This is a genomic window from Streptomyces sp. NBC_01257 (assembly GCF_035917255.1).
Classification (GTDB): Bacteria; Actinomycetota; Actinomycetes; order Streptomycetales; family Streptomycetaceae; genus Streptomyces.
The window spans coordinates 7,314,329-7,327,351 of the sequence record NZ_CP108472.1; the positions used below are offsets into that span (position 1 = coordinate 7,314,329).

Here is a 13,023-nt window from a genome sequence, read left to right on the forward strand (position 1 = left end):
TGACGACGCGAGGTCATATCGACCTGAAGCGCGTGTGCTCCGCCGTGTGTCACCGGGCCTGAGAGCACCACGCCCGCGCCGACCCGGCCGCAGGGGCCGCACCCGCCCCGCACCACCGTCCCGGTTCCTCGCAGGGTGTCTCTCCACGGGAGAGGCAGCGCCGCTTCGGCCGTACGCCGGCGGCGGTCTGCCCCGCGCTCCGCACCCGGAGCACGCACCGCGTCAACCGCTGCCACCGAGGACCTGGAAGACACTGTGAAGAGTCTGTCCGCACCCGTCCGCCGCCCGTCCGGGCCCCACCCCACCCCGCTGCGCCGCTCCGACATCCCCGCCGCGAGGCCGGGCCGCCGGCCCGCGGGCACCGGCGCCGTCTTCGGGGCGATCCTCGACCACGGTCCGGTGGCCCGCTCCACCGTCGCCCGCCTCACCGGCCTCTCGCCCGCCTCCGTGAGCGGACACGTCGGCCAGCTGCTCGCCCGCGGTCTCGTCCGGGAGAGCGCGGAGACGGCGGGGCCCAAGGGGCTCGGCCGGCCGCACATCCCCGTCGAGATCGACACCGGCCGCTTCCTCGTGGCCGGGGCGCACATCGCCGTCGCCCACTCCACCGTCTCCCTGATGGATCTGCGCGGCCGGATCATCGCCGAGGACCGGCAGCCGCACCGCACCACCGAACCCCGCCGGATGCTCACCGAACTCGCCGGCCGGCTGCCCCGGCTGGTGGCCGCGCACGCGGGCGGGCGGACCGTGCTCGCCCTGGGCCTGGCCACCGGACACCGGGTCGACCCCGACACCGGTGTGGTCGTGGCTCACCCGCACCTCGGCTGGCGGGACGTGCCGGCCCGCGACATCCTCTCCGCCGCGACCGGACTGCCGGTCCACGTGGACAGCCACTCCCGGGCGCTGGCCCGGGCGGAGCAACTGTTCGGCGAGGAGTCGACCCGCAGCAGCACCGTCCTGCTGTTCGTCGGCGCCGTCGTGGACGCGGCGTTCGCCACCGAGGGGGCCATGCACCGGGGCCCGCGCTCCGGCGCCGGCAGCGTGGCGCACCTCCCGCTCGGCGCCGGCGGCACGGGTGGGGCAGAGCCCTGTTCCTGCGGACGGACCGGCTGCCTCCAGTCGGAGGTGTCCGAGCGTGCCATGGTGCGGCGTGCCGCCGCGCAGGGGCTGGTCGTCGGCTCGTTCCCGGAACTCCTGGAACAGGCGCTGGCCGGGGAGGCGCGGGCGGTGGCGCTGTTCCGCCGGCGGGCCCGGCTGGTCGGCCGGGCCGCCGCCCTGCTGCTGGACATGTTCGACCCCGAGGTGCTCGTGGTCGTCGAGCCGGGGGCGGGCCGGATTCCGGAGTGTCTGGCCGATCTGCGTGCGGAGGTGGCGGAGCGCTCCTGGGTCTGCGACGACCCGGAGCGGGCCGTGGTGCCGAGCAGCTTCACCGGCTCGGTGCTGGCCACCGCGGGGGGTGCGGTGGCGCTCGGTGCGCTGTACGTGGACCCGCTCGGCCCCTGGCCGGCGCTGCCCGCGGTCTCCTGACGCCGTTTCGGCACCCGCGCCCATCCCCGTACCGGACTTAATTCAGGCAGTTGCATTGTTGACCGGGCGCGAAGCGGAACGGGATGATGGATTCATGACCAGCCGACAGCGGAATTCAGGGAGCGCGTCCTCGGCGACGCGCACCTTCCGCGCGGCCGCGCCGGTCCGCGATTTCGCCCGGCGCCTGTGTTGTCGCCCCTGTCCGGGCTGCCGGTAAACACCCGCTGAATTCCGGCGAGAGCTCCGCTCCGCCGTGCGCCCCGCCCTGCCCGCGTGCGCACCCGCCGCATTTCCCTTTTCCCCTGCCCTTTTTCCGACTTTCCATCATGGGAGAGACGTTGACCGTCACCGTGCCCTCATACCCGGCGCAGGCCGCGCCCGCCGCCGGAGGCATAGCCCCGGACCGCTTCAGGCAGGCGTTCCGCCGCCACCCCGCCGGAGTCGTCGTCGTCACCGCCGACGCGGGCCACGGCCCGATCGGCTTCACCGCGACCTCGCTCAGCTCCCTCTCCCTCGACCCGCCGCTGGTCTCGTTCGGCATCGGGACCGGCACCTCGTCCTGGCCGCACATCGAACGGGCCGGTTCGGCCGTCGTGAACTTCCTCGGCGCCGGACAGCGGGACGTGGCCACCACCTTCGCCACCAGCGGCATCGACCGGTTCGCCGCCCCCACCCGCTGGCGCCGCCTGCCGGAGGGCGAGCCGGTGCTCGACGGCGTGGCCGGCTGGCTGCGGCTGGAGACCGAGCAGATCGTCCCGGCCGGCGACCACCGCATCGTCATCGCCCGGGTGGTGGACGCCCGGCTCGACGAGGGACACCGCCCGCTGCTCTTCCACGACGGCGCCTACCACACCCTCTGAGCGCCGCCCCTCCCCATGACTACGGATCAGGAACCCACCATGGCACACCACGACACGTACCGGACCGTCGGCCGCAGGTCCTTCCTCGCCCTCGCGGGCGGAACGCTCATCGGCACGCTCGCCGCCTGCTCGCCCCAGGCGAAGACCGCGGCGAGCGCCGAGCCCGCCGGGAAACTCCCCTCGGGAGCGCCGCCGCCGGGGACGAAACTCTCCATAGCCGTCCGCACCACCCGGCTCCAGCTGAAACCCGCGGGACTGGAGAAGGACCTTTCCTTCGACGTTTCGCAATGGCCCAACCTGAACGCGGGTCCCGATATCATCCAGGGATTCCGGGCCCATTCCATCGATCTCGCGGTCAATGCCGGAATTCCGCCGATCCAGGCCCACGCCATCGGCGTCGGAGCGAAGATCGTCGCCGTGCAGGTGCGGAACCATCCCTCGTACGTCTTCGCCACCGCGCCCGGCTCCGACATCAGGTCCGTGGCCGACTTCCGCGGCAAGAAGATCGGCTTCTCCCAGGGGCAGGCCCAGGGCGTCGTCGTCCTGCGCGCCCTGAAGCAGGCCGGCCTCGCCAACGACGACGTCGAACTGGTCGCCCTGCCCAGCACCCAGTTCCTCACCGCCCTGCAGTCCAAGCAGGTCGACGTGGCGCCGCTGGGCGAACCGACCGTCACCAAGTACCTCACCCAGTACGGCAAGGACGGGGCGCGCGGGCTGAAGACGGACGTCGTGGACCTGCTCTCCGTCCTCTGGGCGCCCAACGAGGTGCTCAACGACCCGGCCAAGGCCGCCGCCGTCCGCAGCTTCATCCCGCTCTGGGCCCGCGGTCTGACCTGGGCCTGGGAGAACACCGACGAGTGGATCGACACGTACTACGTCAAGGACCAGGGCGTCTCCGCCGAGGACGGCAAGCGCATCGTCGCCTCGCTCCACAAGCCGCAGTTCCCGGCCAACTGGGACAAGGCGATCGCATGGGAGCAGGAGACCGCGGACCTGATGGCCGAGGGCGGCTTCGTACCGAAGCAGGACGTCTCCGGCCTGTTCGACCGCCGATTCGAGGGGCTCGCCGCCAAGGCCGTGGCCGCTCAGTACCGGGAGACGTCATGACCGAGCTGCTGACGAACACCCGCACCCCGGGCCGGCCGAAGACGGCCGTCGCGCCCGGCGGGAGCGGCGAACCGGCGGACGGGGCGTCGCCGGCCACCGAGTCCGCCGCACCCCGTACCACCCGCAGGCGGCTCGGCCCCGGCCGCGCCCTGCCCTTCGGACGGCTGATCGGCCCGGTGCTGGTCATCGCCCTGTGGTGGTTCGCCTCCGCCATCGGCTACCTCGACCCGCGGATCCTGTCCGGACCCGGCACGGTCCTGTCCACCGCGTCCGACCTCGTCGCCAGCGGCCGGCTCCAGGACAACGTCCTCATCTCGCTCCAGCGCGCCGGACTCGGCCTGTTCTTCGGCGTGACCTCCGGGGTCCTCCTCGCCATCGCCGCCGGGCTCAGCCGCACCGGCGAATACCTCCTGGACGGGCCGCTCCAGATCAAGCGCGCCATCCCCTCCCTGGCCATGCTCCCGCTGCTGATCCTCTGGCTCGGCATCGGCGAACAGATGAAGGTCACCGTCATCGCGCTCGGCGTCGCGGTGAACATGTACATCAACACGTACGCCTCGCTCACCGGCATCGACAGCCGCTACGTCGAGCTGGCCGAGGGACTCGACCTGAGCCGGGCGCAGTTCGTCCGCAAGGTCGTCGTCCCCGGTTCGCTGCCCGGTTTCTTCGTCGGACTGCGCCTGGGCGTCACCGCCTCCTGGCTCGGCCTGATCGTCGTCGAGCAGATCAACGCCACCAGCGGCATCGGCTACATGATGTTCCAGGCCCAGCAGTACGCCCAGTCCGACGTGATCATCGTGGGCCTGGTGGCCTACGGGATCTTCGGCTTCGCATCGGACGCGGCGGTCCGCGCCGTCGAGAGGAAGGTCCTGTCATGGCGACGCACTCTGGCGGGCTGAACCCCGCCCACCGGCCCGGCACGACGGCCGTGGCGGAACGCCCCGCCATCCGCACCCGGAAACTGGTCCGGCGCTTCGGCGACCGGGACGTGCTCAAGGAACTCGATCTCACCGTCGCACCCGGCGAGTTCACCGCACTGCTCGGCCGCAGCGGCTCCGGCAAGTCCACCCTGCTGCGGGCCGTCGCCCGCCTCGACCACACCGTCGACGGTTCCGGTGAACTCACCGTCCCCGACCGGGTGTCGCTCTCCTTCCAGGACTCCCGGCTGCTGCCCTGGCTCCGGATCATCGACAACGTGATCCTCGGCCTGCGCGGCCCGGGTGCCCGCGAACGCGGCCTCACCGCACTGGCCGAGGTCGGCCTGGAGGGCCGCGACCGGTCCTGGCCGCACGAGCTGTCCGGCGGTGAGCAGCAGCGCGCCGCCCTGGCCCGCGCACTGGTCCGCGACCCCGAACTGCTCCTCGCCGACGAACCGTTCGGCGCCCTGGACGCCCTCACCCGGATCAAGATGCACGGCCTGCTGCGCGAGCTCTACGAGCGCCACCGCCCCGCGGTCCTGCTCGTCACCCACGACGTCGACGAGGCCGTCGAACTCGCCGACCGGGTGCTCGTCCTGGAGGACGGCCGGATCTCCGTCGACCTCACCGTCGACCTGCCCACCCCGCGCTCCCGCCGCGACCCCCGCTTCCAGGAGTACCGCGACACGCTGCTCACCGCGCTCGGCGTGGCGCAGACCCCGCCCCCCTCCCAGCAGAAGGAAACCCATGTCCCGCACGCCTGACCGCAAGCAGCTCCACCTCAACGCCTTCCTCATGTCCACCGGTCACCACGAGGCGTCCTGGCGGCTGCCCGGCAGCCCGGCCGAGGCCAACTCCGACATCGAGCACTACAAGAACCTGGCCCGGATAGCGGAGCGCGGCCGGCTGGACTCGCTGTTCCTCGCGGACAGCCCCGTCCTGATGGGCGACCCCGGCCGGCGGCCCGCCGCCAAGCTGGAGCCCACCGTCCTGCTCACCGCGCTCGCCGGGGCCACCCACCACATCGGCCTGATCGCCACCGCGTCGACCAGCTACAACGAGCCGTACAACCTGGCCCGCAGGTTCGCCTCGCTCGACCATGTCTCGGGCGGCCGGGCGGGCTGGAACATCGTCACCACCGCGGGCGCCGACGCGGCCCGCAACTTCGGCCTTGACGACACCCCGCTGCACCACGAGCGCTACCGGCGCGCCGGTGAGTTCGTCGAGGTGTCCACCAAGCTCTGGGACAGCTGGGCGGACGACGCGGTGATCGCCGACAAGGAGCGCGGCGTCCACGCCCTGGCCGAACGCGTACGCAGGATCGGGCACGACGGCGAGTTCTTCCGCGTCGACGGGCCGCTGAACGTACAACGCCCGCCGCAGGGGTATCCCTTGCTCGTACAGGCCGGGTCGAGCGAGGACGGCAAGGACTTCGCCGCCCGGTACGCGGAGGCGGTGTTCACCGCCCAGCAGACCCTGGAGGAGGGCATCGCCTTCTACAAGGACGTCAAGCAGCGCGCGGAGGCCCTCGGACGCAACCCCGACGGCATCAAGATCCTGCCCGGCATCGTGCCCGTCATCGGCGACACCGAGGCCGAGGCGCTGGCCCTGGACGCCGAACTGGAGAGCCTCATCGTCCCCGAGTACGCCAAGCGGCAGCTCGCCCAGCGGCTGAGGATCGCCCCCGACGACCTGGACCTCGACGCCCAGCTCCCCGAGGACATCCCGACCGAGGACGAGATCGAGGGCGCCAAGAGCCGCTACACCCTCATCGTGGAGCTCGCCAGGCGGGAGAAGCTGACCGTGCGCCAGCTCATCGGGCGGCTCGGCGGCGGACGCGGCCACCGCACCTTCGCCGGCACCGCCGAGCAGGTCGCCGACACCATCGAGCACTGGTACGACAGCGGGGCCGCCGACGGCTTCAACATCATGCCCGCCGTCCTGCCCTCCGGACTGGAGGTCTTCGTGGACCGGGTGGTGCCGATCCTCCAGGAACGCGGCCTGTTCCGCACCGAGTACACCGCGCGCACCCTGCGCGGGCACTACGGTCTGCCGCGCCCCGCCAACCGGCTCTTCGAGGAAGTCGACCGCAGCGAGGGCCACTTCGGCATCGGTCTGGCGGAGGCCCGGTGACGGACTGTCCGAACCCGGAAACCGGTACGCCCCGGCAGCCGCCGCCCGGATGGGCGCGGCGGCTGCTGGGCTACTGCCTGCGGCACCGCACCGACCTGCTCATGGCCTTCGGTGCCGCCGTGGTCGCCGCCGTCGCCACCGCCACCCTGCCGCTCGTGCTGCGGCACGTGGTGGACGGGGTGGCGGCCGGTACCACCGCGTCGCTCGCCCCCTGGACCGTCCTGCTCGCCGCGCTCGGCGCCGTCCGCTTCGGCGCGAGCTTCACCCGGCGCTACCGCTCGGGCCGGCTCTCCCTCGGGGTCCAGTACGACCTGCGCAACGACGCCTTCGCCGCCCTGCTCCGGCTCGGCGGCGCCCAGCAGGACGACCTGCGCACCGGACAGGTGGTGAGCCGGTCCATCTCCGACATCACCCTCATCCAGACCCTGCTGCAGTTCCTGCCCAACCTCACCGGCAACGCGCTGATGTTCCTGTTCTCGCTGGTCTTCATGGCGGTGCTGTCACCCCTGCTGACCGTCGTGGCCCTGGTCGTCGGCCCGCTGCTCTGGCTGATCGCGCTGCGCAGCCGCCGCGACCTCTTCCCCGCCAACTGGCACGCCCAGCAGGAGGCCGCCGAGGTCGCCTCCACCGTCGAGGCGACCGTCACCGGGGTCCGCGTGGTCAAGGGCTTCGGCCAGGAGCAGCGGGAGCTGGCCGGACTCGAACAGCGCGCCCGCCATCTCTTCGCCTCCCGGCTGCGCGTCGTCCGCTTCACCAGCCGCTACAACCCGGCACTCCAGGCCGTCCCCGCGCTCGGCCAGGTCGCCGTCCTCGCCCTCGGCGGCTGGATGGCCCTGCACGGCCGGATCTCGCTCGGCACCTTCCTCGCCTTCACCACCTACCTCGGCTCGTTCGTCACCCCGGTCCGCCAGGTGGCGACCCTGCTCACCGTCTGGCAGCAGGCCCGGGCCGGCGCCGAACGCGTCCTGGAGGTCGTGGACGAGGCCCCGGTGATCACGGACGCGCCCGGGGCCCGCGCACTGCCGGACGAGCCCCCGGCGATCGGCTGGCACGACGTCACCTTCGGGTACGGCGACGGCGCACCCCTCCTGAACGGCTTCACCCTCGACATCCGCCCCGGCGAGACCCTCGCCCTGATCGGCCCGGCCGGCTCCGGCAAGTCCACCGCCGCGGCTCTGCTGCCCCGGTTCTACGACGTACCGTCCGGCTCGGTCCGGGTGGGCGGCAGCGACGTCCGCGACCTCACCCTCGCCTCCCTGCGCTCCCGCATCGGCTACGTCTTCGAGGAGAGCCTGCTGCTCTCCGACACCGTGCGCGCCAACATCGCCTACGGGGTACCGGACGCCACCGACGAACAGGTCCGGGCGGCCGCCCGCATCGCCCGTGCCGACGAGTTCATCGAACGGCTCCCGCAGGGGTACGACACCGTCGTCGGCGAACAGGGACTCACCCTCTCCGGCGGCCAGCGCCAGCGCATGGCCCTGGCCCGCGCCCTGATCGGCGACCCGGCCGTGCTCGTCCTGGACGACGCCACCTCGGCCATCGACGCCCGGGTGGAGGCGGAGATCCACCACCGGCTCCGGGAGGACGACCGCCGCCGCACCACACTGATCGTCGCCCACCGCAGATCGACGCTGGAACTCGCCGACCGCGTCGCGATCCTCGACGGCGGCCGGATCACGGACACCGGGACCCCGGCCGAACTCGGCGCCAGGTCCGCCCTGTTCCGCAGCCTCCTGTCGGCGGAACAGGACGCCGCCCCGGGCGTCACGACCGGCCCGGCCCCCGCCACGGCCGCCGGCTGCCCCACCCCGCACCTGTGGCTGCGCCCCGAAGGAAGCGACGACGAACAACTGGAGGGCACCGCCGTGCGGGCCGCCCAGGCGCTCGCCGAGGCGGCCGCCACCTCGGGACCCGGCCGCGCGGGCCCCGGCGGCGGGGTGCTCGGCTCCGCCCCGCCGAGTCCCGAACTCATCGCCGCACTGGCCCGGATCCCGCTGCCCGCCGCCGACCCCGAGGTGCCCACCGGCCAGGCCGTCGCCGCCGAGGCGGACTTCGGACTCGCCGCCCTGCTGCGGCCCTTCCGGCTGCCGCTCCTCCTCGGTCTGCTGCTCGTCGCCCTCGACGCCGCCGCCCAGATCACCGTCCCGGTGCTGGTCCGGCACGGCGTGGACCAAGGGGTGGCCCACCACGCCGGGCACGTCCTGCTCGCCGCGGCGGCCGCCGCCGCGCTGGTGGTCGCCGCGAACTGGCTGATCGGCGTCGCCCAGGTCCGCACCACCGGACGCACCGGCGAACGCCTCCTCTACACCCTGCGCGTGAAAACGTTCGCCCAGCTCCAGCGCCTCGGCCTCGACTACTACGAACGCGAGCTCGGCGGCCGGATCATGACCCGGATGACCACCGACGTCGACGCCCTGTCGAACTTCCTGCAGACCGGCCTGATCACCGCCGTGGTGAGCCTGCTGACGGTCCTCGGCGTCCTGGTCAGCCTGCTGGTGATCGACGCGGAACTGGCCCTGGTGCTCCTCGCCGCCCTTCCGCTGCTGGTCGTGGCCACCGCCGTGTTCCGTCACTACTCCGTGCCCGCGTACCGCGAGGCCCGGGAACGGATCAGCGCCGTCAACGCCTGCCTCCAGGAGAACGTCACCGCGATCCGGGTCACCCAGGCCTTCCGCCGGGAGTCCCGCAACGCCGCCGACTTCGCGGAACTGGCCTGGTCCTTCCGGGACTCCCGGCTGCGCGCCCAGCGCTACATGGGCACGTTCTTCCCGTTCGTCGAGTTCCTCGGCACGCTCTCCTCAGCGGCCGTGCTCACCGTCGGCGCCGGACAGGTCCGCTCGGGCGAGCTGAGCGCGGGAACGCTCATCGCGTTCCTCCTCTACGTCGAGCTGTTCTTCTCGCCGATCCAGCAGCTCTCCCAGGTCTTCGACGGCTATCAGCAGGCCGTCGTCGGCCTCGGCCGGCTCCGCGGCCTGATGCGCACCCCCACGGGCACCCCGCCCGCGAAGGACGCCCGCCCGGTCCCCGCCCTGCGCGGCGAGGTCGAGTTCGACTCGGTCTCCTTCGGCTACGCGGGAGGCGGCGGCCAGGAGGTCCTGCACGGGGTCTCCCTGCGCATCGCGCCGGGCGAGACCGTCGCCCTGGTCGGCGCGACCGGGGCGGGCAAGTCGACCGTCGTGAAACTCCTCGCCCGCTTCTACGACCCGTCCGCGGGCGCGGTCCGGGTGGACGGGCACGATCTGCGCGAGCTCGACCTGCCCGGATTCCGCCGCAGACTGGGCGTGGTCCCGCAGGAGGCCCATCTGTTCAGCGGTACGGTCCGCGACGCCATCGCCTACGGCCGCCCCGACGCCACCGACGCCGAGGTGGAGCAGGCCGCCCGCGCCGTCGGGGCGCACGAGATGGTCGCCGGGCTGCGGCTCGGCTACCTCCAGCCGGTGGGGGAGCGGGGCCGCAACCTCTCCGCCGGACAGCGCCAGCTGCTCGCCCTGGCCCGCGCCGAACTCGTCGACCCGGACGTGCTGCTGCTCGACGAGGCCACCGCGTCCCTGGACCTCGCGACCGAACGCCGGGTGGCCGCGGCGACCGAGGTGCTCGCCCGAAGGCGTACGACCGTCGTCGTCGCCCACCGGCTCACCACGGCCGTCCGCGCCGACCGGGTGGTGGTGCTCGACGCGGGAACCGTCGTCGAGACCGGCACCCACACCGAACTGCTCGCCGCCCACGGCCCCTACCGCCGGCTGTGGGACGCCTTCCGGGAGACCGGCCATGCCGCGCCGGTCGACCATCTGCACGCAAGTGAACTCGTCAAGGAGACCGCAGGATGACGGAGTACCGCGATTTCGGCCGCACGGGCGTCAAGGTCAGCCCCTTGTGCCTCGGCACCATGATGTTCGGCGCCCGGGGCAACCCGGACCACGACGACAGCATCCGGATCATCCACCACGCCCTGGACGCGGGCATCAACTTCGTCGACACCGCCGACGTCTACTCCGCCGGCGAGTCCGAGACCATCGTCGGCAAGGCGCTGGCCGGCGGGCGCCGCGACGACGTCGTGCTCGCCACCAAGTTCCACGGAAGCCTCGGCAGCGACCCCAACGAGCAGGGCAACTCCCGCCGTTGGATCATCCGGGAGGTGGAGAACAGCCTGCGCCGCCTCGGCACCGACTGGATCGACCTCTACCAGGTGCACCGCCCCGAACCCGGCACCGACTTCGACGAGACCCTCGGCGCGCTCTCCGACCTGGTGCACCAGGGCAAGATCCGCTACATCGGCACGTCGACGTTCGAACCGTCGGCCATCGTCGAGGGCCAGTGGACCGCGGAGCGCCGCGGCCGCGAACGCGTCGTCGCCGAGCAGCCCCCGTACTCGATCCTCGCCCGCGGCATCGAGCGCGAGGTCCTGCCCACGGCCCGGCGGTACGGACTCGGGGTCCTCTCCTGGAGCCCGCTGGCCGGCGGCTGGCTGTCCGGCCGCTACCGCAAGGGAGCCGATCAGCCCGCCTCCAGCCGTGCCGAGCGGCAGGCCGAGCGGTTCGACATCGGAGCCGCCGAGAACGCCGCCAAGCTCGACGCCGCCGAGGCGCTCGCCCAGCTCGCCGACGAGGCCGGGCTGACCCTCGTCCAACTGGCCCTGGCCTTCGTGCTGGAGCACCCGGCGGTCACGTCCGCGATCATCGGGCCGCGGACCCTCGAACAGCTGACGAGCCAGCTCGGCGCGGACCGGGTGCGGCTGAGCCAGGACGTGCTGGACCGGATCGACAAGATCGTCCCGCCGGGCACCAACCTCTCGTCCCGGGACGCCGGTTACCAGCCGCCGTCGCTCACCGACCCCGCGCTGCGCCGCCGTTCGCAGCCCGCGTAGATCAGGACGACGCCGGTACGCGGTCCAGGAAACCGCTGACCGAGCTGATCCGGCCGTCGCCGGCGAGGGCGATCACGTCCGAACCGGCGACGGGCGCCGATCCGTCGGCGGCGGCGACCAGTTCCCAGCCGAACCGGGCGAGGGAGTGGTGCCCGTCCACCGCCCCGGCCGGCCGGAAGGCGAATCCGGGGAACTGCTGCTGCGCACCGCTGATCGCGGCGGCCAGCGCCTCGTGCCCCCGTACGTCGGCCAGCGGGTCGGTGTACGTGGCGTCCTCGGTGAACGCCGCGGCGACGGCCTCGGCCAGCTCCTCGGGAGTGGCGGCGTTCCAGGCGGCGAAGTAGCGCTGGACGGCCTCGTCGTATGCGGTCATCGTGCGGTCCTCTCGTCGGCTCCGGCCGGTGGGCCGGGAGCGCTGTGCTCGTGAGGAACACGATGTCCGACGCGGCGGAAGGCGTCGATTACCTCCGGGGTAAGGACGCGATCACCCGGGGCCTCACCCCTGGGCGTCGGGAATGACGTGCATGGCCGCTTCCTCGGCGGACGCCGCCGCGCCGTCGATGCCGACGTCCTCGCCCGCCATGCTGTCCGGCTCGTTCAGATCCAGCTCCCGGGTCAGCCGGCCGGCCCGGACGTCCCCGACCTCCCCGTCCAGGGGCTCGCCGTCCCCGTCCGACACGTCACCCACGCCGTCGCCGGGCGGACCGGCGTGCTCGGGCAGCTCCCGGGCCAGCCTGCCGTCCAGCGTCTCCCCGCTCAGCTGCTCGGACGCCGTGGTGCCCCGGTCCTCCACGGCCCACGGCCGCTCGGGAGGGGAGTACCCCTCGTCGAGTACGTCGGTGAGATCCCGGTCGTCGAGGGTGTCCGCCGTGTCGAGCTGTTCGACAGGATCGGACGCCTCCGGCTGCTGGGGCTGGTAGACATCGTCGCCCCGGTCGGCACCTTCCATGACGATTCCCTTCCGGTGTCGGGGATCCCGGTCATGCCTGCCGTACGACGCGGGAGCGAGGGGCTCGGCGGCCCGGTCGCCTTCGGACTTCCCGTACCCCTTCAGGATAGGCGGCAGGGGCCGGGGGCCGCACCGTGCGGGCCTGCGACGGGCGGGGACGGCCCGGCTGCGAGACGATGGAGGGTGCAGGCCGGAACGGGTGCGCCCCGCACCCGAGCGCTCGCGGAGACCGGCCCGCGCAGGCCGTAGGGAAGGCCGTCGTGGAGAGGCCGTCATGGATTATCCGGAGAGCTACCAGCTGGTGTTTCAGTCGTCCGCCGTGGAGGACGACACGGTGACCGTCCGGCGGACCGCACGGTCCGGGGCGGGCGGATACCCGGTCTACGAGGACGAGACCGGGATCGTCCGTGCGGAGATCAGCGAACGCGGAGAGGTGCGCATGCTCGCCAGCGGCGGGCACCAGCTCCTCGGGACGCCGCTGGTCGTACCGGAGCCGGCCGGCTGAGGAACCGTGGGCCGGCACGCCGGCCGCCCGCCCCGCTCCCGTGGTCACCACCGCGGGAGCTTTTCCGTATCACGGGGCCGGCACCTTCGCCATCCTGCCGGCGCAGGACAATTCGGTCCGAGCCGTCAAACACTTGGTCGAAATTTTGCCCCTGACGGGCT

General features: G+C 72.9%; 11 protein-coding genes. 9 read left to right on the top strand and 2 right to left on the bottom strand.

The features are described from left to right. The first annotated feature begins 255 nt into the window (after window positions 1-255). From OG408_RS31880 to OG408_RS31915, 8 genes are all read left to right on the top strand, one after another. Window positions 256-1,524: an ROK family transcriptional regulator gene (locus tag OG408_RS31880; RefSeq protein ID WP_326673324.1), complete on the top strand. Its 1,269-nt coding sequence runs from the start codon at window positions 256-258 to the stop codon at window positions 1,522-1,524. Between the two features lie 326 nt (window positions 1,525-1,850). After that, window positions 1,851-2,384, top strand: a complete 534-nt coding sequence (locus OG408_RS31885; RefSeq protein WP_405406092.1) for a flavin reductase family protein — start codon at window positions 1,851-1,853, stop codon at window positions 2,382-2,384. Between the two features lie 39 nt (window positions 2,385-2,423). Next, window positions 2,424-3,491 carry an ABC transporter substrate-binding protein gene (locus OG408_RS31890; RefSeq protein WP_326673326.1) on the top strand — a complete coding sequence of 356 codons (1,068 nt, stop codon included), beginning with the start codon at window positions 2,424-2,426 and terminating at the stop codon, window positions 3,489-3,491. Continuing rightward, window positions 3,488-4,390 (top strand): ABC transporter permease, encoded by a 903-nt coding sequence (locus OG408_RS31895; RefSeq protein WP_266784432.1) that lies wholly within the window; start codon window positions 3,488-3,490, stop codon window positions 4,388-4,390. The genes OG408_RS31890 and OG408_RS31895 overlap by 4 nt, the downstream gene beginning before the upstream one ends. Beyond that, the gene (locus OG408_RS31900; RefSeq protein WP_266784434.1) at window positions 4,366-5,172 is read left to right on the top strand and encodes an ABC transporter ATP-binding protein; all 807 of its coding nucleotides are present in this window, start codon (window positions 4,366-4,368) and stop codon (window positions 5,170-5,172) included. The genes OG408_RS31895 and OG408_RS31900 overlap by 25 nt, the downstream gene beginning before the upstream one ends. Continuing rightward, window positions 5,156-6,541 (top strand): LLM class flavin-dependent oxidoreductase, encoded by a 1,386-nt coding sequence (locus OG408_RS31905; RefSeq protein ID WP_266784436.1) that lies wholly within the window; start codon window positions 5,156-5,158, stop codon window positions 6,539-6,541. Before OG408_RS31900 ends, OG408_RS31905 begins: the two co-directional genes overlap by 17 nt. Beyond that, complete coding sequence (locus OG408_RS31910) at window positions 6,538-10,371, top strand: ABC transporter ATP-binding protein (RefSeq protein ID WP_326673329.1); 3,834 nt, start codon at window positions 6,538-6,540, stop codon at window positions 10,369-10,371. The genes OG408_RS31905 and OG408_RS31910 overlap by 4 nt, the downstream gene beginning before the upstream one ends. After that, on the top strand, window positions 10,368-11,408 hold the full coding sequence (locus OG408_RS31915) for an aldo/keto reductase (RefSeq protein WP_266784440.1): 1,041 nt from the start codon (window positions 10,368-10,370) through the stop codon (window positions 11,406-11,408). The genes OG408_RS31910 and OG408_RS31915 overlap by 4 nt, the downstream gene beginning before the upstream one ends. Window position 11,409: 1 nt before the next feature. On the opposite strand, the gene OG408_RS31920 is transcribed toward OG408_RS31915, so the two are convergent. After that, the gene (locus OG408_RS31920) at window positions 11,410-11,781 is read right to left on the bottom strand and encodes a nuclear transport factor 2 family protein (protein ID WP_266784442.1); all 372 of its coding nucleotides are present in this window, start codon (window positions 11,779-11,781) and stop codon (window positions 11,410-11,412) included. Window positions 11,782-11,904: 123 nt separating this feature from the next. Then, window positions 11,905-12,357: a DUF5709 domain-containing protein gene (locus OG408_RS31925; protein WP_266784444.1), complete on the bottom strand. Its 453-nt coding sequence runs from the start codon at window positions 12,355-12,357 to the stop codon at window positions 11,905-11,907. A gap of 274 nt (window positions 12,358-12,631) precedes the next feature. Here OG408_RS31925 and OG408_RS31930 point away from each other — a divergent pair, with 274 nt between their 5' ends. Beyond that, on the top strand, window positions 12,632-12,862 hold the full coding sequence (locus tag OG408_RS31930) for a DUF6296 family protein (protein WP_266784446.1): 231 nt from the start codon (window positions 12,632-12,634) through the stop codon (window positions 12,860-12,862). Window positions 12,863-13,023 lie beyond the last annotated feature (161 nt).